At 63.4% G+C, this 25,317-nt stretch carries 23 protein-coding genes; 10 read left to right on the top strand and 13 right to left on the bottom strand.

Going from position 1 to position 25,317, the window contains the following annotated elements; all coding sequences use genetic code 11:
- Positions 1-92 precede the first annotated feature (92 nt).
- From AC2YJX_RS05370 to AC2YJX_RS05350, 5 genes are all read right to left on the bottom strand, one after another.
- Positions 93-3,239, bottom strand: a complete 3,147-nt coding sequence (locus AC2YJX_RS05370; protein WP_121508519.1) for an efflux RND transporter permease subunit — start codon at positions 3,237-3,239, stop codon at positions 93-95.
- 14 nt (positions 3,240-3,253) lie between these two features.
- Positions 3,254-4,384 carry an efflux RND transporter periplasmic adaptor subunit gene (locus tag AC2YJX_RS05365; RefSeq protein ID WP_121508963.1) on the bottom strand — a complete coding sequence of 377 codons (1,131 nt, stop codon included), beginning with the start codon at positions 4,382-4,384 and terminating at the stop codon, positions 3,254-3,256.
- 32 nt (positions 4,385-4,416) lie between these two features.
- Positions 4,417-5,049 (bottom strand): hypothetical protein, encoded by a 633-nt coding sequence (locus AC2YJX_RS05360; RefSeq protein WP_063459316.1) that lies wholly within the window; start codon positions 5,047-5,049, stop codon positions 4,417-4,419.
- Positions 5,046-6,287 carry a TolC family protein gene (locus AC2YJX_RS05355; RefSeq protein ID WP_487255487.1) on the bottom strand — a complete coding sequence of 414 codons (1,242 nt, stop codon included), beginning with the start codon at positions 6,285-6,287 and terminating at the stop codon, positions 5,046-5,048. Before AC2YJX_RS05355 ends, AC2YJX_RS05360 begins: the two co-directional genes overlap by 4 nt.
- Positions 6,288-6,460: 173 nt before the next feature.
- Complete coding sequence (locus AC2YJX_RS05350) at positions 6,461-6,790, bottom strand: hypothetical protein (protein WP_233559555.1); 330 nt, start codon at positions 6,788-6,790, stop codon at positions 6,461-6,463.
- 1,322 nt (positions 6,791-8,112) lie between these two features.
- Between AC2YJX_RS05350 and AC2YJX_RS05345 the strand changes: the two genes are divergently transcribed.
- On the top strand, positions 8,113-8,610 hold the full coding sequence (locus tag AC2YJX_RS05345) for a type II secretion system protein GspG (RefSeq protein ID WP_487255486.1): 498 nt from the start codon (positions 8,113-8,115) through the stop codon (positions 8,608-8,610).
- A gap of 242 nt (positions 8,611-8,852) precedes the next feature.
- On the opposite strand, the gene AC2YJX_RS05340 is transcribed toward AC2YJX_RS05345, so the two are convergent.
- On the bottom strand, positions 8,853-9,314 hold the full coding sequence (locus AC2YJX_RS05340; protein WP_182121147.1) for a helix-turn-helix domain-containing protein: 462 nt from the start codon (positions 9,312-9,314) through the stop codon (positions 8,853-8,855).
- 73 nt (positions 9,315-9,387) lie between these two features.
- Here AC2YJX_RS05340 and AC2YJX_RS05335 point away from each other — a divergent pair, with 73 nt between their 5' ends.
- Positions 9,388-9,654, top strand: coding sequence for a hypothetical protein (locus AC2YJX_RS05335; RefSeq protein ID WP_182121148.1), 267 nt, complete (start codon positions 9,388-9,390; stop codon positions 9,652-9,654).
- Positions 9,655-9,770: 116 nt separating this feature from the next.
- Here AC2YJX_RS05335 and AC2YJX_RS05330 read toward each other — a convergent pair whose 3' ends face one another.
- Entirely contained in the window at positions 9,771-10,082 is a 312-nt protein-coding gene (locus tag AC2YJX_RS05330; protein ID WP_182121149.1) for an HU family DNA-binding protein, read from the bottom strand.
- Positions 10,083-10,152: 70 nt separating this feature from the next.
- Positions 10,153-10,956 (bottom strand): DNA/RNA non-specific endonuclease, encoded by an 804-nt coding sequence (locus AC2YJX_RS05325; protein ID WP_487255751.1) that lies wholly within the window; start codon positions 10,954-10,956, stop codon positions 10,153-10,155.
- 649 nt (positions 10,957-11,605) lie between these two features.
- Between AC2YJX_RS05325 and AC2YJX_RS05320 the strand changes: the two genes are divergently transcribed.
- On the top strand, positions 11,606-11,977 hold the full coding sequence (locus AC2YJX_RS05320; protein ID WP_246331170.1) for a hypothetical protein: 372 nt from the start codon (positions 11,606-11,608) through the stop codon (positions 11,975-11,977).
- A gap of 108 nt (positions 11,978-12,085) precedes the next feature.
- Positions 12,086-12,340: a helix-turn-helix domain-containing protein gene (locus AC2YJX_RS05315; protein WP_182121150.1), complete on the top strand. Its 255-nt coding sequence runs from the start codon at positions 12,086-12,088 to the stop codon at positions 12,338-12,340.
- 1,333 nt (positions 12,341-13,673) lie between these two features.
- On the opposite strand, the gene glmS is transcribed toward AC2YJX_RS05315, so the two are convergent.
- Positions 13,674-15,587, bottom strand: a complete 1,914-nt coding sequence (gene glmS / locus AC2YJX_RS05310; protein WP_055394673.1) for a glutamine--fructose-6-phosphate transaminase (isomerizing) — start codon at positions 15,585-15,587, stop codon at positions 13,674-13,676.
- Positions 15,588-15,727: 140 nt separating this feature from the next.
- Between glmS and AC2YJX_RS05305 the strand changes: the two genes are divergently transcribed.
- From AC2YJX_RS05305 to AC2YJX_RS05285, 5 genes are all read left to right on the top strand, one after another.
- A complete protein-coding gene (locus tag AC2YJX_RS05305) occupies positions 15,728-16,237 on the top strand; it encodes an Lrp/AsnC family transcriptional regulator (protein WP_487255485.1) in 510 nt (169 codons plus the stop codon).
- 104 nt (positions 16,238-16,341) lie between these two features.
- The gene (locus tag AC2YJX_RS05300) at positions 16,342-17,328 is read left to right on the top strand and encodes a DnaJ C-terminal domain-containing protein (protein WP_487255484.1); all 987 of its coding nucleotides are present in this window, start codon (positions 16,342-16,344) and stop codon (positions 17,326-17,328) included.
- Positions 17,325-17,651 carry a MerR family transcriptional regulator gene (locus tag AC2YJX_RS05295; RefSeq protein ID WP_008907221.1) on the top strand — a complete coding sequence of 109 codons (327 nt, stop codon included), beginning with the start codon at positions 17,325-17,327 and terminating at the stop codon, positions 17,649-17,651. Before AC2YJX_RS05300 ends, AC2YJX_RS05295 begins: the two co-directional genes overlap by 4 nt.
- 155 nt (positions 17,652-17,806) lie before the next feature.
- Positions 17,807-18,859, top strand: coding sequence for a GGDEF domain-containing protein (locus AC2YJX_RS05290; protein ID WP_436131771.1), 1,053 nt, complete (start codon positions 17,807-17,809; stop codon positions 18,857-18,859).
- 48 nt (positions 18,860-18,907) lie between these two features.
- Positions 18,908-20,038 carry a diguanylate cyclase gene (locus AC2YJX_RS05285; RefSeq protein ID WP_487255483.1) on the top strand — a complete coding sequence of 377 codons (1,131 nt, stop codon included), beginning with the start codon at positions 18,908-18,910 and terminating at the stop codon, positions 20,036-20,038.
- A gap of 144 nt (positions 20,039-20,182) precedes the next feature.
- Here AC2YJX_RS05285 and AC2YJX_RS05280 read toward each other — a convergent pair whose 3' ends face one another.
- From AC2YJX_RS05280 to AC2YJX_RS05270, 3 genes are all read right to left on the bottom strand, one after another.
- Positions 20,183-20,977: a sensor histidine kinase gene (locus tag AC2YJX_RS05280; protein ID WP_487255482.1), complete on the bottom strand. Its 795-nt coding sequence runs from the start codon at positions 20,975-20,977 to the stop codon at positions 20,183-20,185.
- On the bottom strand, positions 20,974-22,404 hold the full coding sequence (gene glmU, locus AC2YJX_RS05275; RefSeq protein ID WP_487255481.1) for a bifunctional UDP-N-acetylglucosamine diphosphorylase/glucosamine-1-phosphate N-acetyltransferase GlmU: 1,431 nt from the start codon (positions 22,402-22,404) through the stop codon (positions 20,974-20,976). The genes AC2YJX_RS05280 and glmU overlap by 4 nt, the downstream gene beginning before the upstream one ends.
- A 167-nt stretch (positions 22,405-22,571) precedes the next feature.
- Positions 22,572-23,327, bottom strand: a complete 756-nt coding sequence (locus AC2YJX_RS05270; protein WP_055394660.1) for a Crp/Fnr family transcriptional regulator — start codon at positions 23,325-23,327, stop codon at positions 22,572-22,574.
- A 126-nt stretch (positions 23,328-23,453) separates the two neighbouring features.
- Between AC2YJX_RS05270 and AC2YJX_RS05265 the strand changes: the two genes are divergently transcribed.
- Positions 23,454-23,852 (top strand): BLUF domain-containing protein, encoded by a 399-nt coding sequence (locus tag AC2YJX_RS05265; RefSeq protein WP_055394662.1) that lies wholly within the window; start codon positions 23,454-23,456, stop codon positions 23,850-23,852.
- Between the two features lie 40 nt (positions 23,853-23,892).
- Here the strand turns inward: AC2YJX_RS05265 and fabF are convergent, their stop codons facing one another.
- Positions 23,893-25,167 (bottom strand): beta-ketoacyl-ACP synthase II, encoded by a 1,275-nt coding sequence (gene fabF / locus AC2YJX_RS05260; protein WP_487255480.1) that lies wholly within the window; start codon positions 25,165-25,167, stop codon positions 23,893-23,895.
- Between the last annotated feature and the right edge of the window lie 150 nt (positions 25,168-25,317).

Raw genomic sequence — 25,317 nt, 5'->3', positions numbered from 1 at the left:
CCTTCCGTTGAGTTTGTTTCACTGGCGCGCTTCAAAAGGCAGCGCACCAAGGCCTATCAAAAAGTGGGTGAGAATTAAGCTGGAGCCTGGGATCAGAAGGCCTCCTGGCCTATGGGTTCGCTTTCGGCTTGCGCGCTGCTGCCCTCAATCAAGCGCCGGGTGGCACTTTCGCCGAAAAGCCAGAACATCACGGGCGTCAGCAGCGTGTCCAGCAAGGTCGAGCTGACGAGTCCACCAAAAATCACGACCGCCACCGGATGCAGGATTTCTTTACCAGGTGCATCGGCCGCCAGCAGCAGCGGGGTCAGCGCAAAGGCAGCCACCAGCGCCGTCATCAACACCGGGGTCAACCGCTCCAGCGAGCCGCGCACGACCATGGGTTGGCCGAAGACCTCACCCTCGAACTTGCACAGGTTGATGTAGTGGCTGACCTTCAAAATCCCGTTGCGTGTGGCAATGCCCGCCAGCGTGATGAAGCCCACCATGGAGGCCACGGACAGGCTCACCCCCGCCAGCCACATCGCGGCCACGCTGCCGATGAGCGCCAGCGGAATGTTGGCCATGATGATCCCGGCCAACACCGCCGACTTGTAGCGTACATACAAAACGAGAAAGATCATTGCCAAAGACACCAGCGACAAGCCGACGATCAGTTGCATCGCTTGCTCCTGGGCCTGGAACTGGCCTTCCAGACTCAGAAAGGTCCCCGGTGGCAATGGCGTCTTTGCCATCACCGCACGAATGTCTGCAATGACTCGGCCCATGTCGGAGCCGTCCGTGTTGGCATAAACGACGATGCGCCGACGACCGTTTTCTCGGCCAATCTGGTTGGGGCCATCGGTTTCCTGGACCGTGGCGATGGCAGACACCGGTATCTGCCCCGCAGGCGTGTCGATCAGCGTGCGAGCCAGATCCTGAGGACTGCGTTTGTCATCGGGCAGGCGCAGCACCAGTTCATAGCGGCGCAGGCCGTCCACAATCTGCGCACCATGGGCACCATCCGTCAGGGCCTGCAGCACCCGCACCGCCTCGCCAGGAGACAGCCCAACCTGCGCGGCCTTGCGGTGGTCCAGCCGTACCGTGATCTGGGGGATCAGCACCTGCTTTTCCACGGTCAGATCCACCAGCCCTGGAACGCCCGAGAGTCCCTGGCGCATCTGTTCGGCCAGGCCCCGCAAGGTGTCCGTATCGTCGCCGAAGATCTTGAGCGCGATCTGCGCCCGCACCCCTGACAAGAGGTGATCCAGGCGGTGGGAGATAGGCTGGCCAATGGCCACCTGGGCTGGAAGGACGGCCAAACGGGCACGGATGTCTGCCATCACGGCCTCGCGGTCCCGGGCGGACCGCTTCAGGTCCACATCAATCTCGGCCGAATGCACGCCTTCGGCATGTTCATCCAGCTCGGCCCGCCCCGTCCGGCGCCCCACCTGGGTGACCTCGGGGACCTCAGCAATCAGCGTCTCCGCCAACGCGCCCATGCGATTGGCTTCCGCCAGCGCAGTGCCTGGGTTGAACACCATGCCCAGCACCAGCGAACCCTCATTGAAGGCAGGCAGAAAGGCGCGTGGAAAAAACGGGACGCTTGCAGCTGCTGCAGCTACCGCCAGTGCAGCGACAGCCATCAGCACCTTGGCGCGAGAAAACGACCAGCTGAGCACTTGCGCATCCCGCCGCTTGAGCCAGGCTACCAACGTGCTGTCACCGTGGTCCAGCCGTTTCATCCCCGGCAACAGGTAAAGGCACAGCACGGGCGTTACTGTCATCGAGACCAGCATCGAGGCCAGCACTGACACGATGTAGGCGATGCCCAGGGGCGTGAACAGGCGCCCTTCGATGCCCGGCAGCGCAAACAGCGGCACAAACACCAGCACCACGATGGCGGTGGCGTAGACGATGCCCGAGCGGACCTCCACGCTCGCCCGGCGCACGACCTCCAGCATGGACAGAGGATTGCCCTGGGCACGGTTTTGCTTCAGCCTGCGCAGGATGTTCTCCACGTCCACCACCGCATCGTCTACCAGTTCGCCAATGGCAATGGCCAGGCCGCCCAGGGTCATCACGTTGATGGACTGATCCATCAACCGGAACACCATGGCTGTCACGGCCAGCGACAAGGGTATCGCCACGAGCGAGATCAAAGTGGTTCGCGCGGACAACAGGAAGGCGAACAACACGATGGCCACCATGATGGCGCCATCGCGCAGAGCCTCGGTCACGTTGCCGATAGACGCCTCGATGAAGTCCGCCTGGCGAAACAACACCTTCGGAGCAGCCAAACCCACGGGCAGCCCTTGTTTGAGGTCCCCCAACGCCGCTTCGATGGCGTGGGTGAGCTTGACGGTATCGGCCGCAGGCTGCTTTTGCACACTGACGATGACGGCAGGCACGCCGCTGTATCCGGCGTCACCGCGCTTCATGGCGGCAGCGAACCGGACATTGGCCACCTGTTCCAGCAAGATGGCTCGGCCGTCCTTCCAGGCTACGGCCACGCCCTGCAGGTCTTCGACACGGCTGGTGCGGCCAATGTGGCGGATGAGGAATTCACGGCTGTTGAGGTCGATGAAGCCACCTCCCGCATTCCCCGCAAAGCCTCGAAGGGCCTGCTCGATCTGCGTCAATGTCACCCTGAACTGCGCCATGCGCGCGGTATCAGGCTCCACCCGCAACTGACGTACTTCACCGCCGATAGGGATGACCTGAGACACCCCTGGAATCGACAGAAGTCTTGGGCGCAGCACGAAGTCCGCGTACTCACGGGCCTGCATGGGTGTCGCTGCGGCGGCCTTACCATCGCCTGCTGCCAACGGCAGTGCGATGAGCATGACTTCGCCCATGATGGAAGACACCGGTCCCATGACGGGCGTAATGCCTCCGGGGAGTTGCTCCCGCACCAGTGCCAGGCGCTCCGCCACGAGCTGGCGGTTGCGGTAGATGTCCGTCCCCCAATCGAACTCGGCATAGAGGATGGACAGGCCCACGCCGGACGTGGAGCGCACGCGCGTGACCCCCGGCATGCCGTTGAGCGCGGTCTCCAGAGGGAAGGTCACCAGTTGCTCGACTTCTTCGGGTGCCATACCTCCTGCTTCCGTCAAGACGGTGACCAGGGGTTTGTTGAGGTCGGGAAACACATCGACCGGCGTGCGCCATGCGGTGATGGCCCCGTAGACCATCAGCAGCGCCGCGACCGCCAGGACGAACAGGCGGTTGTGAAGGCTGTTCCTTACGATCCAATTGAACATTGCGTGGGCTCCGTTCAGCGGATCTGTGCGATCAGCGGCGCACCTTGCACCACCACGCGGTTGTCAGCGCCCAGGCCCTGCGTGACGACCACCGTGGCGGCGTCCAGGGACCGGTACTGCACCGGCTGGGGAATGTAGCGCTCTGCACCGGACTTGATCCAGACCACCGGCTCGTTGGCACTGTTGCGCACGACGGCCTGCGCAGGCAGGACGAAGCCCTTCACCTGCTCGTTCAGCGAGGCCACGACGGTGACGGGCTGTCCGACCGCCAGCGGCAAGGCTGTGCCCGATTGCTCCGGGACGGCCCTGAAAGTCATCGGGAGGACGCCATCACGCAGGCTGCGCGCTGCGCCGATCAGCTGCAGCTTGACGCCAAGCACCCCCTGCAAGTGGGCTGTACCCGTGCGTGCGGGCAAGCCAGGATCTGCCGTAGTGGCCTCCACCAACACTCGTGCAGGGTCAATCACCTCGAACAACACTTCGCGGGCCTCAACCACCTGGCCTTTGGTTGCGTCGGCTCTGGCAATCACGCCGGAGACGGGAGCCAGCAAGGCCTCTCTGGCAGCCAGGCTCGCTCCAATGCTTTTCTCGCGCGCGGTGAGGCTCTGTAGCTCAGCACGTGCGGCCTCGATCTCCTTGCGCGGCACCGTGCCTTCAAGGGACTGCAGCCGCTGCACCCGCTGTGCGGCCAGTTCCCGGCCACTGCGCAACTCGGCCAGCTGGGCCTGCTGGTTGGCCTGGGCATAAGGCTCGGCGTGATGGGCCACATAGGCCAGCACCTCTCCTTGCCGCACGGTCTGGCCGGCGACCGGCAGACCGCGTGGTCCCGCTTCGATCCGTCCCCCATGGATCGCCTGGACACGACCACTCGCATTGGGGTCCACGACCACACGGCCTGACAGCTCGATGGTGGCGGCGGCCTGGGTTTCAGGGGTCAACTGTGTGCGGATACCCAGGCGCCGTTGGGCGAGCATCGGAACGTTGACACTGCCGTCTGGCAACCGCATCAAACCGGATGCGCTGACCGCCGTGGGGGCATCTAGATGCTCACCGTTCGGCCCATGGGCACCTGGCGCTGCGACGGCAACAGGTGGGAACATCGCCGCGATGCACGCGATGGCAGTCAGGCCGAGAACGTGAAGCATGCGGGTCGCCTTGGCTTTTTGGATCAATGAGTTCACAGCGCATCTCCTTTGGAAGATGTGCCTGCAGCCTTGGGCCTGCGACCAAAGAACCAACCGACCGCTGCCAAGACGGCCAGGGCCAGAGCCAGCCACACCGTGCGGGAGGGCCCATGGGCGTGACCGTCGTCGTGGGAGTGACCATGGTCATCGAGCACGGCACCGGCGACTGTGAGGGTGCCGTCAAGCAGGTCAGAGTCATTGCCCGCCAGTACGGTGACCACCATGGGGTGGTCACCGGGCGCCGCCAGGGCCTTGAGCATGTTGGCATCGTCGATGGCGTAGTCCCCCATGTCCGCATGGAACTTGGCAGGCGCCTTGAGATTGCCCGTCTCCACCTCGACCGTGGCGTTGAGCACGGGCTCGTTGGTGGCAAAGCGGTTGATCAGGATGGACAACTCTCCGCCCTGCAGCCGGCCCACCAGCTCGAAGGCTTCCGAGCGGGCCTCAAAACTGGGAACGGAGCCGCTGTTGGCCCCTGCTTGAGCGGGGGCGTCCAGGTGCTCACCATTGGGGCCGTGCGCGCCTGGCGCGGCATAGCTGGGTGTACCTGAAAGCACCAGCACGGCAAAGCCTGCCCCCAGCAATATGCTGCGGTAGCCGATGAGGAATAGATTCAAGAGATTCATGGAAGGATTCCGAGAGATTGCTGGAGGCGCGCGAGGGCCAGGCCCAGTGCCACTTGCTGGCGCGCGAAACTGGTGTCTGCCTGGGTAGCTGCGGCGAGCGCGCGCAACAACTCGGGCAACGGGGTTTCTCCAGCCTTGAAAGATCGGTCAATGAGGGAGGCGCGCTCCCTCAGCAGTGCCGAGCGCTGGCGCTCCGCCTCCAGTTGCTGCTCGGCCGTGTGCACCGCAGCCTGCGCCATCGCTGCATCAGCAGCCAGCCGCTCCTCGGTTCGCTGTTTCGTGGTCAGCGCCACATCCAGCTCACTCAGTGCTGCAGCTTGCAGTGGTTGGTTGCGGCTCGCTGTGCCCAGGGGAATCCGCAGGCCGACCCCGATGCTGTTTTGCGCCGACTCGCCCCTACCAGGAATGTCTTGCCGGATACGCAGTAGCAGTTCAGGCGGGTCGCGCCGTGTGGCGGCCACCACGTCAAGCCGCTTGCGTGCGCGTTCAACCGTTAATGCAGCGACACGCGCATCCGGGTGCGTTTCAACGGCGAAGTGCGCCCCGCCTGGTGAAACTGCGGCACCATCAGAAACCGGGACAGACGTGAGATCAGGCGCCAGGGCTATGCCCGTCAGGGTCATCCATTGCGACTGGCTGGCGCTCAGGCGCTGGCGTGCAGCCAACTGTGCAGATTGCGCAGCCAGAGCCTCGGATTGAGCGGCAAGCGCATCCGCGTGGGCCAGATCACCCGATTTGACACGGCGCCGTACGTCGTCGGAGATCTCGTGCAAAGATCGCACTTGGGCGTCCGCCAGGTCGGACCCGGCCTTTTGCGCGGCAATGCCCCAGGCGGCTTCCCGCACCAGTCCCGCGAAATGCAGGCGCCCCGCTTGAACGGCAGCTTGGGACAGCTCTGCGTCGGCGGCCACAGCAGCGCCGCGTGCATTGCGCTGCCCAGGCAACCACAGCGGCCACGCCAGGCCGGCCTCGGCTTCCCTGCGTCCTGCCGACGTTTGCCAGCGGTCGTCTCGGTAGGAAAACTCCAGTGCGGGGGGCGCAGCCCACAGACTGGAGATAGCCGCCCGTTCGGCAGCAGCCCGCTGTGTCTGACCTTCGGCTTCTCTCGCCTGGGTGGCACGCTGCCATGCGGCCTCCGTAGCTTGTGCCAGTGTTGGAGCCGCGGGCGATGCCGTGGCTGAAAGCGATGGGGCGGTATTGGACTGCGCAACCGCAGCGCCAACGAGGACGCAGCTCAAAGCACAGCCTGCGGCACAACGCACCGCAAGCCCGGAAATAACAAAACGCACGTGATTCCTGACCGATCAAAGGCGGCAAACCAGGATCGTTGACGCATCAGCGCCTGATCAAAGTAGTACCGCACCGATGAACAACCCCGCTTTCGTGTGGAAAGCGCGGCGCTAAGGGTGGATCAGGAAATCAGTCGGGGAGGTCGTCGTAAACCGTCCAGATGAGGGGACGGGCTGACGGATTCGGCGGTCACGGCCGGTGCGGGTGAGCGGTCGAGAGGAAGCGACAGTTGCGGGAAGTGGAGAAGTGCTGCAGTCCCAGGGCCTGCGTCCGCCAGCATGTGCTGGATGGACTCCTGGGAATCGTCTTGGTGCGCCACACCGTGTTCATCATGGTGGTGGGCGGAGCCTTCCAGATGCATTTCAGCATGCACCGCCTGGAACTCGCCCTCGTGGTCGAACGCAGCCGTCTGGCGGGCCGTTGCGAAGGCCTGGCAGAAGAAGGAGCTCAACAGGATGACTGCGAGCAGTCGGCGCATGAAATTGGAAGCAGGCAATTGAAAATTCGTCGCAATGATAGCCGCAGACTGCTGCCTGTCTCGCAGAAACCCACATCTAACACCTGGTATCAGGGGTCTTGCAGCCATGTACAGAGGCACCGAGGAATCCGTACGGTGTAGATCCCCCTTGGACCCGCGTCACGATCTCGTGCGTATGGCCGCACCCAGCGCAAAAACTGAGTTTGGCGCATTCTCACGCGGAAGTTGCCGTTTAGGCGGAGCAAGCCGTTTTGGTGTTGGCGCCGCCCCAGGTGGTTCCTCCACGGCACATCCAGTAGCGAGATGACGCTCCACCAAGTCAGCCAGAGTAACGGACCGCAAATAGTCTTCCACCGTTTGATGGAATGCTCTCCACAACTCATGTGTCATGGCCCCTGTTGGGCGCTCATGGCGTCGTGGCCACGAGGGAAGCGTTCCGATTTTCCCTGCTCAGTGGCCCGAGATAAGTCCGCGACGGGAATTCCTGGGCCAGTATTCGGACTGTGCTCGGTCAGCGTCTGCTCTTGAGACAGCGTGAATGTCTGATTCAGGCTGGTTGCAGTCATACGCTGGCCGCAAACGAATGAGTACTATCGGCCAGGAGCAGCCGGTCGCAGCATATGAAAGCGGACGTTCAATATTGATATTCAGCGGATCAATCAGCGTAGCTGGCGCAGGTCCGCAGCAATAATGGGTCGGACCTCAAGAGCGCCCCCGCAACTCCGCAGGCTCTACCCAGAGTGATTGATATTTCTCTGGGGAAGTGCGAAGACCTTTGGTAGCTATGCGCGTTACTTCCAAAGACCCGACTAGGCAAGAGCCCTCCAATACTTGCAATGTCCGGCCTTCCCAGAGGGAATGTGGATAAACCTCGGGCGAAATCAGATGCACTTCGACCATCGCTGTCTCCCCAGGGCGAACGAGGCCGTGCGCTGGATACATGTGCATCCCGCTAGTCTGATAGTTTTCGTAAAGGGCGTGCTGAGGTCGATAGCCCGAGGTCACTGGCCGGTGCGACGCGAAGAGAGTAAACAAACCTTCAAAGTCGAATGGTCGATTCATGTGAATGATGCTGCCGATCAATTCGTCTTGAGTCAATGACCGCTTCGGGGAACAAGGCCAATCGGCTGCTCAGGGCCCTGAGCCGACGTTGGGTATCCCTTCCCAAAAGCAGCCGTTGATTCAGATTGATCGGCTCCAAACTGCACAGAAGGCAGGCTAGGGTCAGCCTAGTGGCACGCTATAGTTTGCAGACTCAGCGTTTGTCCGCTCACTTTCTCGTTAGATTGCACGCCATGCTTCGAGTCGCCCACTGCACCTTGGCATTACTAGTCGCTTTAGGCGCGTTCGTTGCGGCCGAGATTGCGGAGCCTCTTCGTTTCAAGCATCCCAAGATCAACTACGCGCTGATCCAGCTTGATGAAGCTCGAATGGCGATCACTCTGTACCAGAAAGAAGTCGGCTCGTTACCCGCTTCCTTAGAAGCCCTTTCCGCTGCCGGTTACATCCGAAATTTTGGTCGCGACCCCTGGGACCAAGCCTACGTCTATCGAGTACGAGGCAGCGAATTCTCCGTCTACTCTGTTGGCGTCGATGGAAAAGACGATCTGGGAGCCCGAGATGATGTCACGTTTAGGGAGAAGCACTACTCCTGCGAGGAGTACGCCGTCCACTGTCCCCCTTCAGCTGCCGAGGCTACAAAACTGGCGTCCCTGCTGTTGGCATTGTTGAGCTTGGCATGCCTTGCAGTCGTCGTCACCAGAGGCTTGCGGAGGCCGAGAGGGGCAATCTAATAACACCGACGCCTTTCGGCGTCCGCTCGCAAGGCGCCGGTCATACGCACGTGGAACGTCCACTTACTTACGCGGTGACTGGCCGCTCTTGGCCGATAGCACCTATTCGCGACCGAGATGCGAATGGCAGCAACCGCTGCGTAGCGGTCGCCCAGCGTGCATTGTTTAAATCGTTGCCACGACGGCTCCCCTGCCAAACAGCAAAGCCAAGCCCTCATACGCAGGCCCAGCTCTACGGTTGCTCAGGCCTTCGCGGCCCGGCGAATTTTCTCCCCGGCTTTTACCAACCCCATCCTGGCGATTTCTTCAATCTTCGCGAGCTGCTTGGTACGAGGTTGGGTCTGGCCCTTCTCCCACCGCGAGTACGACAGAGGAGACACCGTCAGCAGCGATGCCATTTCGATTTGGGTCGCTCCAAGTGCCTTTCGCATCTGGCCCAGAATCTCCGGCGCAAATACGAACTCCTCTTGCGCGGTGCGCTTCGAAACTTTGGGTTGGTCTGAGGACCGCGCCGCCCCCACTGTCTTCGATTGGCGTTGGGCCGCCTTCAGCTGCGAGGTGAGACCCTTAACTTCACGCTTCAGAGCGGCGATTTCAGACCGGTGGCTAATGATCGCTTTGCGCATGCCCTGCAACTCAGGCTTGAGCTCCTTGCGCGCCATGCGAACGACTTCAGCGCGAAAGGCATTAGAAAATGTATTCATAGTCTGGATGGTACGAGATGCTCTTCCGGACCGAAGGATCAAACGACATTCAGCCCGGTAAGATTCTCGCGCCATGGCAATCAAACCCACCTTGGCACGGGAAGCCTTGGAACAAACCCCCTGGGCGCAAGCGTTCAAGAAAGAAGCGCCGGTCAGCTATGCCACAGCCATCCGCTACGCCCTGGAGGACAAGCTGGAGGTCTTTTTCGCGCACACAACAGAGACCGGTGAGCCGCAATGGGTGATCTGCGTGCTGGAGGATCCCTCATTCTGGATGGACGCCGTTCCCCCAAGGCTGTGGCTGTGCAGCTCAGCAGAGAGATGGGTTGGAAGGTCGTGAGATAACCTGCCCAGGGATCGGCTGACATCCATCGCAGGGGCCTGAACCATCGTTCAGAAAGTCAAACCGCCAGAGGTCAGTACTTGCGGTTTGTTCAGCTCTCCTCAGCGTTGGGCTTACTTCCCTGCCTTCTCCGCCTTGCGCTTGGCAGCCTTGGGGTCGACCACGGCCTTGAACTTGGCACCCGCCACAAACTTCGGCACCGTGGTCGCGGGAATCTTCAAGGCTGCACCGGTCGACGGGTTCTTGCCTGTACGGGCTGCACGCTTGGCAGATTTAAAGGTACCAAAGCCCACCAGCTGTACGGCATCACCTTTCTTTACAGCCGTCTGGATGGTGTCGATCAGCGTTTCCAAAACAGCATTGGCTGTCGTCTTGGACAGATCATTCTTGGAAGCCAGAATTTCAACGAGTTCTGCGCGGTTCATAGATGCTCAATGTGTAAAAAATGGAGAGGCCGATTTATACCGCCGCCGCTGACACGGCCCTTGCTGCTACTCAATGCTGCGGTGCAATTTTTGGCAAAAACTCCACTCCCGTGCGTTTGATTAACTCCTGATAGCTGATCGGCCGGCTCACCGTCTCTCCCTCGCGGTTCTCCTGCCAATGCGCCCAGGCTCTTTGCGTGGAAGCGTCATAGACCAGCTTGTACAGATAGGTCGGCACCTTTACCCCATTGGAACCAATGCGCGGCCCGTTGTCAGTGAAGACTGGTCCCGTGATCACAAACACATCCCCCTTGGCTCGGCGTGCGTAGTGCCGTGTGTCCTGCTCGATCTTGTTCCATGCGCCCCCGTTGTGCTGTGCATTCTGCGGAACCATGTTGGCCAAGCTGAAGCTCTGGGCCATGGCCGTCGGGGTGGGCATATCTCCCGCAGGCGCCATGTGACCTCTGCTGTAACCAGAGTTCTTGTAGTCCTCCAGTTCTGCCCGCTCACGGCTTGGAAGTCGCGCGTCCGAAAAGAAACGCTTGGCACGCTTCTCATCGGCATCTTCGATGAGCTGCCGGTTCAAGCGCTGGGCCACATATACAGGGGTCTTGGTGGTACTCGAGTGCAGCACCGCAAACGCCTCATAGCAAAGCTCCCGCAACGGCGGCCGGGGTGTGACGGCCGGGGGCGTGCCGTTCGCAAAGAACTGCGGGCACTGCGCGAAGCTGGTGGGCTCGGGCGTGAGCAGGGCCGCACTATCGAATTGCGGAAATCTTGCCCAGGAAGAATTTGGGAGAGCTGTGCCAGCAAGGGTCAGCGCCAGCACGGCAGCCAGGCGAAACCCACCCGATCGAAAGAACAAACGATTCACAAAAAGAGCTTCCAGCGAACAGAAATTGAATAAGCCCAATTGGAGCATCCTTCACCGCCGAACCTCTCCCCGAATGCCCGCACGCCACAGGCGTTTACGCTGCTCTGAGATCGCCATCTACGCACAAAACTGTGCTCTCATGCGAGCCTTGTTGTCCTAGACCGGCCTGCAGATTGATCGCAGAGAGCTTCCGCAGTCCCGGACAATAGGCCTAAATCTGGTCGGACAAGATCTCTGGACTAGACGGGCGCATTGCGTTGACGGGAGTTCAGACAGCCACACCATCATCCAGGGATGCGGGGAGGGGGTCGTACGCTCAACGGCGACATCCTCATGTACTGTGGACCAGGTCCTGTCCGAGTCGAGAGGGAATTCTGAGTATGAACACACCTTTCAGCTGCCTAACTTTGAGGCGCACTCCACCGTGCTGCATTGAAGAGGTGTTTCCTAGAGAGACCCTATTGCCTGTGTAGCCGGCTGCCCGTGCCGTTACGCAGCAGTTGAGGTTAGGGGAGTGACTGGCAAGCCTTCGGGCGAGGTACTCTAGACGGGCGTAGCCCTGTAGAGGTGTTGGCGTGCCCGCGGCATTTAAGGCGGTTGAGAGTGCACGATACACGTTGTATGGTGAAGCTGATTTCCTGGAGCCGACATGTCGATTGACCGCGCGAACTATCCCGGTGTGCCTGAAGACTTTCCAGTATCTTCGGTTCTTTCTGCCATTGGAGGTGCCAGGCCCAAGTTGAACCTGGTGGAGGAGGACGGGAAGTACTACTCCCCGGGCACTTCGCCATCGGAGGTCACCGCTGCCTTCGAGATGTGTGACGATCTCGTCACGCAGATGATCGCGTATTGCCGGCGCAAACTTGCGACCTATGAAGGCAACGCGGAAACAACAGTGAAGGCCGCGTTGAGAGGTCTGCTGAGCAAAGGATGGTGCACGGATGCGCAATGCGTTTGGATCATGCGCAGAGTTGTAGACGAGTTGCAGTGGGCTGTGAGCGAGAGCGTTTGGAGCGTCTGACGTATTCGACACTTCGCGCAGGCAAGCCTTGACGGGAGTTCATGGTGCGCCAACACAACGTGTTGCTGGACCTGTGCTTTGGGTTATGCAGACACTAAGGATTTAGAGATGGCAGACGCTATTGAAGTTGGAAGCACCAATGTCTATGCCGACCTTGGGTACTCAGACGCTGAAGAGATGAAGCGAAAGGCTTCATTGGCGGAACATATTGTCCGAACGATTAGGGCTCGACATCTGACCCAAGAGGCAGTTGCAGAGTTGCTTGGGATGGATCAAGCAGACATCGCGAAGATTACTCGTGGACAGTTCCGCGGCACGAGCGAAGCCACGATACTTGAATGGATTGCGAAGCTCGGCCACTAAGTGACGGGACAGGCCGTTGGCTTCGCCGAAGGTGCGAGATTCTGCAACTATCGTTGAGCCCAGCCGGACCACGCGTCGCCGCGTTTCTGGCTTTTCCGACTTGTTGTCCGACCAATGCTGTGCAGTTTCGATTCGGACGTACGAGACAGTCATTGTGGCTGCTAAGCCGAGCGTTGCCAAGGACGGCTCTGCAGCGATTGCTGGCTTTCGCTCGTGCGTGTCAGCTGACGGCTCAATAGCCGATTCCTGCCCTTGGGCCCAGCTCAAACGATGAGTGATGTATTTCTTTCAATGATCGGTTTGGTGAGTGGAGAAGTCACGTAGCAGTTTCACTGCGGCAACCTAATAAGATCTCATCGCAATGACGTCGCGCCCCGACCCAATGATCACAACGCAAATGCCCGTGACTGCCGGAAAACTTGCGCGCCAACTACAGACAGCCGGTCGCGGAGAACTCGAAATCGAGATCCCCTCCGGAGCACAGCTCGATCTCTCCACCACTCCCGGTGCGTCGGTCGATGGCGGCAAGTTGCGTTTCGCTCGCATTGAGTACCGGAACTCGGCAGCAGCTTGGGATGTTTTGGCTGAGTTGGGCGATCCTCCTTTAACGAGCAGGTGGTGTGGGCCGCAGCCTATGACCAGTGGCGCCGCGAGATTGGCAACACCGACATGGCTAGCGGAAGGCTTCTAGTGGCCATCCACCCATGGGTCAGCGTCCTGCGCCTGGCGACGACACTATCGAGTACCGGTTGAGCCTTGGACTTGTGACAGAAAGCAGTCCAATTTTTTATCCGCTCCCCACCATTCCATCGAAACAATCGATGATCGGTGACAGGTAGATCTTGCCAGCCGGGATCTGGAACTACATCGAAAGGAGGCGTCTATATTCCGCGTCTAGATATGCATCCACGGCCTCATCATCTAGCGTGCCCTCTCCGTACCAAGCTTTCAGTTCCTTCAAAGCCAATGTGCCGAATCGAGCCCACGCCAGAAGATTGCTACGCAGCATGAATTGAATGATCTCGCCTCCAGACCGCAGTGCCGCATCAGCCCCGTCTACAAGACACAAGCTGTTGATTTCCACGCAGAAGTGACCCACTAACCCCCGGGTCAGCTTTGCGTGGAAATCAACAATCAACCCATCAGTACTGGTGCGCGGCACCCTTGGGGCTTTATCTACAGGCTGCAGAGCTATCTTTACGACCCACAGTGCATGAGTCAAATTTGTAGAAAATTCCCACAATCGAAAAATAATTGTTGAAATCTAATTTTTATACATGAAAAAGTCCATAACTTTAGTCAATTAAGGATAAAAATCCCCTTACCCTGCGCGTCACTCCACCGTGACACTCTTCGCCAGATTTCTGGGCTTGTCCACATCCGTCCCCCGCGCACACGCGGTGTGGTACGCCAGCAGCTGCAGCGGCACCACGTGCAGCAGCGGGCTCAAGGGGCCGTAGTGCTCGGGCATGCGGATGACATGGATGCCGTCGCTGCTTTCAATGCGGGTGTCGGCGTCGGCCAGCACGTAGAGCACGCCAGCGCGCGCGCGCACCTCCTGCATGTTGCTCTTGAGTTTTTCGAGCAAGGTGTCATTCGGCGCCACGGTGACTACGGGCATGGCACTGGTCACCAGGGCCAGGGGACCGTGCTTGAGTTCACCGGCCGGGTAGGCCTCGGCGTGGATGTAGCTGATTTCCTTGAGCTTCAAGGCGCCTTCCAGCGCAATGGGGTAGTGCAGGCCTCGGCCCAAAAAGAGAGCGTTTTCCATCCGGGCAAAGTCTTCGGCCCAACTGATGATTTGTGGCTCCAGCGCCAGCACAGCCTGCAAGGCCACGGGCAGGTGGCGCATGGTTTTGAGGTGGGCGGCTTCTTGCTCGTCGCTCAAACGGCCTTTGGATTGGGCCAGCGCCAGCGTCAGTAAAAACAAGCCTGCCAGCTGGGTGGTGAAGGCCTTGGTGCTGGCCACACCGATCTCGACACCGGCGCGCGTGATGTACGCCAGCTTGCATTCGCGCACCATGGCGCTGGTGGCCACGTTGCAGATGGTCAGCGTGTGCTGCATGCCCAGGCTCTGCGCGTGGCGCAACGCGGCCAGGGTGTCAGCGGTCTCGCCAGACTGGCTGATGGTGACAACCAGGGTACGTGGGTTGGGCACGCTGGTGCGGTAGCGGTATTCGCTGGCCACTTCGACTTGCGTGGGGATGCCCGCGATGTCTTCGAGCCAGTATTTGGCGGTGCAGCCGCTGTAGTAGCTGGTGCCGCAGGCCAGGATCAACACGCTGTCGATTTCCTTGAACACGCGCCAGGCGGCGGCGCCAGGTTCGCCATGCTGGCCCGCGCCGTCGAACAGCTCGGGCACGATGCCAGCCAGACCTTCGAGCGTGTCGGCGATGGCACGCGGTTGCTCGAAGATTTCCTTTTGCATGTAGTGGCGGTAGGGGCCCAGCTCGGCCGCGCCGCTGTGGGCCAGCACGGTGCGCACGGGGCGCTGTTCGGACGTGAGTGCGGCACCGTCCTTGCGCACGATCCAGTAGCGGCCCAGCTGCAGGTCCACCAGGTCACCCTCTTCCAGATAAACGATCTGGTCAGTGACGCCCGCCAGGGCCATGGCATCGCTGGCCAGAAAGTGCTCTGCGCCCCCGTTTCCAACCCCCAGGATCAGCGGCGAACCGGCGCGTGCACCCACCACGCGGTGCGGTTCGTCCTTGTGCATCACGGCGATGGCGTAGGCGCCATGCAGCTCGGCCACGGTGGCCTGCACGGCGTCGAACAGGTCGCCGCTGTAGTGGCTGTCCACCAGGTGGGCGATGACTTCGGTGTCGGTCTGGCTCACAAACACATAGCCGCGTGCCTGCAGCGCCTTGCGCAGTTCTTCGTGGTTTTCAATGATGCCGTTGTGCACCAAGGCTACTCGGCCTGCGCTTTGGGCCTGCGCGTCTGCGCCAGTGCCGTGGCTGAAGTGCGGGTGGGCGTTGTGCACGGCGGGCGCGCCATGGGTGGCCCAGCGGGTGTGGGCAATGCCGGTGGCACCGTCGATGTGTTCGGTGGTCACCTGCTCCAGCAACTCAGCCACGCGGGCGGTGCTGCGGGCGCGCTGCAGGCCCGCCGGGCGCGCTGCATCGAGGCTGGAGGCATGTACCGCCACGCCGCAGGAGTCATAGCCCCGGTATTCAAGCCGCTGCAGGCCCTGGACGAGGATGGGAACGATGTTGCGCGTAGAGACCGCGCCGACGATGCCGCACATGGTGTTTGCCCTTGGGTTGGATTCGATGGGGCGGATCGTAAGCAGCATTGAGAAAAATTATCGATTGATATTTCAATGAAATTGAACTTAAATTTCACAAAACACAATTCATGAAATTTTTATTCAATTTGTAGAAGATCATGGAATCCATATCACTCGACAGCACAGACTTGCAGCTGCTCAACCTGCTGCAAACCGACGCGGCGCAGAGCAACCAATCCCTGGCCGAACAGGTGCATGTCTCCCCGCCCACCTGTCTGCGCCGCGTCAAGCGCCTGCACGATGCCGGTCTGATCGAGCGCCAGGTAGCCATCCTGCAGCCCGACCGGCTTGCGGCCATTCAGGGCCACGGGCTGGCCTGCATCGTCGAGGTGTCGCTGGACCGCCAAGGCGCCGAACAGCTTGACGCGTTCGAAGCCCGCGCCGTGGCCGACGACGCCGTGCAGCAATGCTGGCGCGTATCGCCCGGGCCGGACTTTGTGCTGGTGGTGCACACACGGGACATGCCGGGATACCTGGCGCTGTCGCAGCGCCTGTTCACGGGCGATGCCAATGTGCGCAACGTGAAGGCCTTCTTTGCAACCCGCAGGGCGAAATTTGGCACAAAAGTGCCTCTAGCGCTTGATCAGAAAGCGCAAGTAGCTATTTAATTCATAGCAAATGGTTGACAGCCCCTTTGCATGCCGTTGTCCCAGTCCTCTTGCCTTCCCGCCGCATCGGCATAGAGTGGTTGGACACACAGGAGCCACGCCGCATGGAGTTCAAGGACTACTACCAGACGCTGGGGGTCAGCCCCACCGCCACGGCCGACGAGATCAAGAAGGCCTACCGCAAGCTGGCGCGCAAATACCACCCCGACGTGAGCAAGGAGCCCGACGCCGTGGCGCGCATGACGGCGGTGAACGAGGCCAACGCCGTGCTCTCCGACCCGGAAAAACGCGCCGCCTACGACCGCCTTGCGCAAGAACCGCGCATGCAGCCGAGGCAGGACTTCCGCCCGCCCCCGCACTGGGATGCGGGGTTCGAGTTTTCGGACGGCGCGGGTGGTCCGGGTGGCGCTCCGGGCGACTACAGCGACTTCTTTGAACAGCTGTTTGGCCGTGCCGCCCGGGCGCGTGGCGCCGGGCGCAGCGAACACACCAGCGGAAGACCACCCCCCACCCAGCGCGGCGCAGACCACCACGCCCGCATCGAGCTGGACCTGGCCGACGCCTACCAGGGCGCCGAACGCACCCTCACGCTGCAAAGCGCGCACCAGGCCGATGACGGATCGCTGGTGCGCGACGAGCGCCATCTGGCCGTCAAGATCCCGCAGGGCGTGCGCGAAGGCCAGCTCATTCGCCTGGCTGGCCAGGGCAGCCCGGGCTGGGGTGGCGCACCGGCGGGCGATTTGTTTCTGGAGGTGCTGTTCAAGCCCGACCCGCGCTGGCGCGCGGAGGGCCGCGATGTCTACCAGCCGCTGGTGGTGGCCCCCTGGGAGGCAGCCCTGGGCGCCTCGGTCGAGGTGGGCACGCCGGGCGGCTCGGTCATCGAGGTGGCGGTGCCCGCAGGCTGGAAGGCGGGGCGCAAGCTGCGCCTCAAGGGCCGGGGCATCCCGGGCACACCACCGGGTGACCTCTATCTGGAACTGCATATGGCCCTGCCGCCGGCCACCACCGATGCCGAACGCGCTGCGTACGCCGCGCTGGCCCAGGCGTTTCCCCACTACAACCCGCGCGCTGCGCAAGGAGCCCAGCCATGAGCGCTCACTCCCCCACGCCCCCCGCAGAACTGCTCGACGATGGCAGCGCCGCCCTCACGCTGGACGCCCTGGCCCGCGCCTGCCGCATGGATGCCGACTGGGTGGCCGCGCGGCTGCAGGAGGGGCTGCTGCAGGCTGGCACCGAAGGCGAAGGCGACCGCTCGGCCTGGCGCTTCAGCGGGGCCACCGTAGTGCGCGCCCGGCGCATTGCCCACCTGGAACTCACCTTCGACGCCGACCCGCACCTGGCCGCGCTCACGGCCGACCTGATTGAGGAAGTCACCGCCCTGCGCCAGCAACTGCGGCACCTGAAAGGCCGTTGAACGCAGCAGAGCACGACGGAACACTGGGGGGCCACGCCGCAGCACCTGGTCATTTCATGCTGGCATCGCCCCACAGGGGCATGTAAGCTCCCCCCAGCCCCTTCGCGAGCCCGCCCCCCCAGAGCGCAGCACGAGCGGCATCACCCTATCCATCCATGCCCACACCCCGCCGCCAGATGCCCCGCCGCATCTACCCCCTGCGCATTCTGGGCATGGGGCTCGGTGGCATGGTGGTGGGCGTGGTGCTGTGGGAGCGCCACGCCAGCGTCTCCGCCTGGCTGGTCATGGTGCTGCCTGCTTTTGTGTGGCCCCATGTGGCCTACCTGATCACACGGCACAGCGCCGACCCCTACCGCGCTGAAACCCGCAACCTGCTCATTGACTCCGCCCTGGCCGCCAGCTTTGTGCCGTTGATGCACTTCAACCTGCTGCCCAGCGTGTTGCTGCTGACACTGACCATGGTGGACAAGATCACCACCGGCATCCGGGGGCTGTGGGCGCGTGCGCTGCCAGCCATGCTGGTCGGGGGGCTGGCGGGCGCGGCGCTGGCCGGCCTGCACTGGGCGCCGGAAACCTCCATGCGGGTCATGGTTGCCTGCCTGCCGGTGATGGCGCTGCACACGCTGTCGGTCAGCATGGTCAGCTACCAGCTCATCCGCCAGTCGGCACGGCACAACCAGATGCTGGACGAACTGCGGCGCGTGGATGCGCTCACGGGTCTGTTCGGGCGCGGCCACTGGCAAGAGCAGGCCGAGGCGGCGCTGCGCCGCCACCACGCCAGCAACGAACCCGCCTGCATGCTGATGCTGGACATTGACCATTTCAAGGAAATCAACGACGCCCATGGCCACACCGTGGGTGACGAGGTGATCCGCGCGCTGGCCCATGTGGTGCGCGGCAACGTGCGCGCGGGCGACTGCGCGGGGCGCTACGGCGGCGATGAATTTGCCATCGTGCTGCCGGGCATGCTCGCCAAGGACGCGCTGGCCATTGCCCACCGCATCCGCGAGCAAACCGAAGGCGTGCGCCTGCGCAGCCTGCCCGGCGTGCGCATCACCAGCAGCATTGGCGTAGCCCCCGCCGACCACCGCCACAGCAACCTGCGCGCCTGGATCGACGCCGCCGACGCCGCGTTGTATGCCGCCAAAAACGGGGGGCGCAACCGCGTGGCGGGGTGCATGGAGCCAGCGCTGGCGCCTGCGGTGTAGCAGCCCAGAACCGGTTCCAGCACACCACATTCGCCGCCCCGTGCCAGCATGACCCCCGCGAACGATCCACAGCCTGCTTCTTACCGCCGCCACGGCGGCATAGGCCCCGCGTCGGAGCGGCTGACCTACCGCCGCATCTACCCGTTGCGCATGCTGGGCATGGGCCTGGGTGCCGTGTTGCTGGGCAGTGTTCTGCATGACAACCAGTCTCCGGCGTGGATGTGGTGGTTGCTGGGGGTCACCGCGCTGGTCTGGCCCCAGCTGGCCTACCTGCTGGCCCGGCACAGCGCCGATCCCTACCGGGCCGAAGTGCGCAATCTGCTGATCGACTCGGCCATCGCTGGCATGTGGGTGCCGCTGCTGCACTTCAACCTGCTGCCCTGCGTGGTGATGGCCCTCATCACCACCTACGACAAGTTCAGCACCGGCATCAAACGCCTGTGGCTGCACTCCCTGCCCGGCATGGCGGGCATGTGCCTGCTGATGACCTTGCTGCTGCGGCCCGAGCCGCGCCTGGAAAGCTCACTGCTGGTGGTGGTGTGCACCCTGCCCCTGCTCATCGTGCATGGGTTGGCGGTCAGCACGTCCAGCTACCGGCTGATCCGCACGGTGGCGCGGCAAAACCGCGAGCTGGAGAGCCTGCGCCGCACCGACGCCCAGACCGGCCTGGTGGCCCGCAGCCACTGGCAGGACCAGGCCAAGCTCAGCCTGGAGCGGTTTCACGCCAGCGGCAGCCCCGCCTGCCTGCTGATGATCGACATCGACCACTTCAAGTCCATCAACGACCTGCACGGCCACACCGTGGGGGACGAAGTGATCCACGCCGTGGGCCAGGTGATCCTGGACTGCGTGCGCGCACACGACCACGCAGGCCGCTACGGCGGGGACGAATTTGCAGTGGTGCTCAGCGGCACCCGCGCAGCCGATGCGCTGGCCATCGCCGAGCGCATTCGCAGCCGCATCGCGGCCCTGCACCTGCGCGACCAGCCTGATTTGCACCTCACCAGCAGCATCGGCCTGGCACAAGCCGCGCCCCACCAGGCGGGCCTGCGCGAGTGGATCAACGACGCCGACGCCGCCCTGTACCGCGCCAAAAACGCCGGGCGCAACCAGGTGGCAGACCATGAAGCGCAGACATCCCACGCGGCACCACCGGCGCCGGTGGTGCAGACCCATTGAACCCGGAGGGGGTTTGCTGCACCTGCTGAGCCCGGGGCGCTGACAACGCCGCGGGACCCAGGAATCAGCATAAAAATTGCCGCCAGCGCTTATCCATCAAGCGCAAAAAGCTATATTTTTAATAGCAAATTGTCAAATCCTTACTCACCCCGGCCAGCACACGCGCACCGTGCAGCCACCCCCCGGCACCGCCGTGGCACTGATCTGCGCGCCATGGCGCTGCGCCACCGCGCGGCACAGCGCCAGCCCCGCGCCCACGCCGTCAAACTCTGTCTCGCGGTGCAGGCGCTGGAACACGCCGAACAAGCTGCCCGCGCGCGCGGGGTCGAAGCCCACGCCGTTGTCTTGCACCGTAAAAGCCACCTGGCCTGCGGGTGCAGCATCCGCCGACACCGTGATGCACGCGTGCGCCACGGCGCGGGTGAACTTCAGGGCATTGCCCAACACTTGCACCAGCAGCTCCTGCAGCAGCGTGGGGTCGGCCTGCAGAGTGGGCAAATCCGACGCAATGCGCCACTCCACCGCCCGCCCGGCCTCGGCAGCGGCCAGCGCGGCGCGCGCCTGGGCGATGGCACCGCCCAGCGGCACCGGCTGCAGGCGCAGCGGCGCGCGGCTGGCGCGCACCAGGGTTTGCAGGCCGTCGATCATCAGCCCCATGCGCCGGGCAGACTGGTCCATCGTGGCCAGAAAACCCAGCGCCTCCTGCACCTCGGCACCCTGCGCCACCTCGGGCGACAGGTCGCCCAGCACCTCGCGCACCAGCGTGCCGTACGACGTCACGTGCCGCAGCGGCGCGCGCAGGTCGTGCGACACGGCGCGCAAGAACTCCTCTTGCGCAGCGGCCATGTCGGCCACCTGCTGCTGGCTGCGGGCCAGTTCGGCGCGCAATCCCTGCAATTGCTGCAGCTCGTCCCCGGCGCTGGCGTCTGGTGCGTTCATGGCTTGGGTTGTTTGGCGGGCCTCGCCCAGTTGGCAATGCTCACCTGCTTGCCCCGCGCCACGCTCAGCGCCCCCGGCGCCGTGCTCTTGGTGATGGTGCTGCCACCACCCACCGTGCCGCCCGCACCAATGGTCACGGGCGCCACCAGCACGCAGTTGCTGCCCACATGCACATCGGCCTCGATCACCGTGCGGTGCTTGTTGGCGCCGTCGTAATTGGCGGTGATGCTGCCCGCACCGTAGTTCACGCGTTCACCCACCGTGGCGTCGCCCAGGTAGGCCAGGTGGTTGGCCTTGGCGCCGTCGGCCAGGGTGCTGTTCTTCACCTCTACAAAGTTGCCGATGTGCACCTCGCGGCCCAGTTGTGCGCCGGGGCGCAGGCGTGCAAAGGGGCCGATCAAGGCGCCCTCGCCCACAGTGGCTCCGGCCTTTTCGCCGTCGATGTGGGTGTAGGGGTGGATCACCGCGCCTGCTGCGATGCGTGCGTTGGCAATGCAGCAGTTCGCGCCAATGCTCACGCCCTCGCCCAGCTCCACACGGCCGGTGAAGACGCAGTTCACGTCGATCTCCACGTCCTGCCCGCAGACCAGCTCGCCACGCACGTCGGTGCGGGTGTCGTCGCGCAGGTCAAAGCGGGCGGGGTCGGCCAGGCGCACGCCTTGCTCCATCAAGGCTCGGGCCTGGCGCAGCTGGTGGGCACGCTCCAGCTCGGCCAGTTGCAGCGGGCTGTTGACGCCCGCCACCTGCAGCGCATCGGTGATGCGGTGGGCCACCACGGGCACACCATCGGCCACGGCCATGGCAACGATGTCGGTGAGGTAGTACTCGCCCTGGGCATTGTCATTGGTGAGCCGCGCCAGCCAGGGCGTGAGCAGCCGCGCGGGCACGGCCATGATGCCGCTGTAGATCTCGGTGATGGCGCGCTGGGCGTCGCTCGCGTCCTTGTGTTCGACGATGCCTTGCACGGCATCGGACGCATTGCGCACGATGCGGCCATAACCGGTGGGGTCGGGCAGGGTCACCGTCAGCAGGGCCAGCTTGCCGCCTTCGCTGGCAGCCACCAGGGCGCGCAGGGTGTCGGCGTGTGTCAGGGGCACATCGCCCGAGAGCACCACCACCGTGCCGTCATCGCGCAGGTGCGGCACGGCCTGCAACACGGCGTGGCCGGTGCCCAGCTGGGGTTCCTGCCGCACGAATTTGAGGTCAAAAGAGGCGCCAGCGCCTGCTGCACCTGCGGTAGATGCTTCTACTTCTGTAGCGCCGTGGCCGGTGATGACGATGGCGCTGCGGGCCTGCAGGTGCGCGGCCTGGTCCAGCACATGGTGCAACAAGGGGCGGCCAGCAAGGCGCTGCAGCACTTTGGGCAGGCGGCTTTTCATGCGCGTGCCTTTGCCGGCCGCCATGATGAGGATGTCGAGTGAGGTCATGAAAGGGGAGATGGGTGGGCGCTGCAAAAGCCCGGCGCGCGGGCATGGCGTGGATTATCGGCTGCAGCCAGCTGGGCGCAAAAAGCTATTAAAGCAATAGCTATTCGCGCTTATCTATCAAGCGCTAGAGGCCATTTCTCTCAGATTTCTGCCGCAGCGGACAGCGTTTACAGCAGCGGCATCAGCCGGGGCGGCGTGTCGTAGTACTCGGCGATGCGCGCAAGAGCCCGGGTGTTGAGCAGGCGCAGGCGGCCGTTCTTCAGCTCGTGCAGGCCCAGCAGCGACAGGCGCCGCAGCGTCTTGTTGGTGTGCACCAGCGACAGCCCCAGGGCGTCGGCAATGTGCTGCTGGTTGAGCGGGAACGCCACTGTGCCGTCCTCCACCAGCCCGATGCGGTCAAGCCGTCGGTACAGGTGCATGAGCAGCATGGCCACGCGCTCGGTGGCGTTGCGGCGGCCGGCGGTAAGCAGGTTGTCGTCCACATGGCCTTCTTCGTGAGCCGACAGCCAGGTGATGTCGTAGCCCAGGCGCGGGTGCTCGCGAAACAGCGCCCACAGGCTGTCGTTCTGGAACACACACAGCGAACAATCGGTCAGCGCCTCGATGCCATGGGTGGAGACATCGCCAAACTCCTGCTGCAGGCCCACCAGGTCGCCAGGCAGCAAAAAATTGAGGATCTGGCGGCGCCCGTCGCTCATGGTCTTGTAGCGAAAGGCCCAGCCCGAATACAGCGTGAACAGCTTGGCGTTGGTCTGGTTTTCGCGCACCAGCGCGCCGCCTGCTTCCACGGCCAGGCTGTCGGTGCGAAAGCCTTCAATGAAGTCCAGCACCTCGGGCTTCACGGCGGTGAAGGCGCCGGTCTTGCGCAATCTGCAATTGTGGCACGTTGGAGGGCAGACATGGGCGGGCAGGGTGGCGTTCATGGTGGCGCAATTCTCATCGATTCACATTTGGCGACAGCACCACAACGCGCCGGGTGGCGCAGCAGTTACATCTATGTCTTTTGACATTGTGCAACCGCCGTGTGCCCCCTACATTGGGCCTCACTTATGAACGTATCCCCCGCCCTTTACGAGGTCCTCTACGTGAGCACCCTCGCCCCCGAGCAACCGCTGAGCGTGGTGGCCGAGATTGCCGGGCGAGCGCGCCAGGTCAACGCGGAGCTGGACGTGACGGGATTGCTGATTTTTGACGGCCAGCGTTTTTGCCAGCAGCTCGAAGGTCCGCAGAAGGCGGTGCTCAAACTCATCGAACGCATCCGCAACGACCCCCGCCATGTCAACGTCGAGGTGCTGCACCACGGCCCGCTGGCGGGCCGGCGTTTTCAACACTTCAGTCTGGCATTCAGCACCGTGGAAGACGAGGATGCACTCGCCCGCATGGAGAAATTGGATGGGGATGCAGCCCTGGCCGCCTTCGAAGCCGTGCGGGGCGAACTCGTCCACTGAGACCGCCCCCCCCCCCACAGCACGGGGCAGACACCAGACGTCAAGCGGCTACCGGCCAGCGCCGCAGGACCAGCGTGGCGTTCACGCCGCCAAAACCAAACCCGTTGAGCATGGCGTGGGAGAGCGCCATGGGCCGGGGCCGCAGCGCCACCAAGTCCAGCCCCTCGGCCAACGCATCGGGCGTGTGCAGGTTCAGCGTGCCCGGCACCACCTGGTCGCGCAGCGCCAGCGTCGTGAAGATGGCGGCCACCGCGCCCGCCGCCCCCAGCAGATGGCCCGTGGCCGACTTGGTGGAGCTGATGGCCACCTGTGACCCCGCGCCAAACACACGGCGAATGGCGGCCAGCTCGCCCCGGTCGCCCACCCCGGTGGACGTGGCGTGGGCGTTCAGATGCTGCACGTCCTGCGCCGTGAGGCCTGCCTGCGCCAGCGCTGCCAGCATGCTGCGCGCTGCGCCGTCACCGTCTTCGGGGCCGGAGGTGATGTGGTACGCGTCGGCCGACGTGCCGTAGCCCACCAGCTCGGCCAGCGGCGTGGCTCCGCGCGCGAGGGCATGGTCCAGCGCCTCGATCACCAGCATGCCCGCGCCCTCGCCCATCACAAAGCCGTCGCGCTGCGCATCGAAGGGGCGCGATGCCTGCTCGGGGGTGTCATTGAACGCCGTGCCGAGCGCCTTGGCCGCTGCAAAGCCGCCCAGGCTCACGCGGTCAATGGCCGCCTCGCTACCGCCGCACAGGGCCACATCGGCCTCGCCGCTGCGGATCAGGCGCGCGGCATCGCCAATCGCCTGCACGCTGGCGGCGCAGGCGGTGACCGGCGCCCCCAGCGGCCCCTTGAGGCCATGGCGAATCGACACCTGCCCTGCGGCCAGATTGACGAGGAAGGAGGGCACCGTGAACGGCGACAGGCGCTGCGGGCCGCGCGTGTCGGTGGTGCGCACCGCCTCGGCAATCGCGCCAAAGCCGCCAATGCCCGAAGCGATCACCGTGGCCGTGCGCTCGCGCGCACGCTCATCGGCAGGCGGCCAGCAGGCCTGCGCCAGCGCCTGCTGCGCCGCGCCCAGCGCAAAGGGAATGAAGCGGTCCATCTTGCGCTGGTCCTTGGACGAGACGACAGCGTCCACATCCCAGCCGCCTTCGGGGTCTTGCGCCACATCCGGCACCTGCCCCGCCACCTTGGCGGCAATGCCGTCCGCGACCGCTTCCGGCAGGCGTGACAGGCCCGAGCGCCCGGCCAGCAGGCGCTGCCAGACCAGTTCCACGCCGCAGCCCAGCGGCGACACCAGGCCCATGCCCGTGACCACAACGCGCCGCATCAGGCCACCGCCTTGTCGCAGCACAAACCACTCCACACCTGGGCACCACGGCCGCCAGGGATCATTTTTTTCATGCATTCACCTCGTCAGACAAATTGGGCGCAGCACCAAGAACCGGTTCTGGGACGCTGCATCGACGCGCGGAAAGGG

It is taken from the genome of Acidovorax sp. SRI_002 (assembly GCF_057586455.1).
Note: the sequence above shows the minus strand (reverse complement) of the source record. Positions and strands in the feature narration are given on the sequence as shown.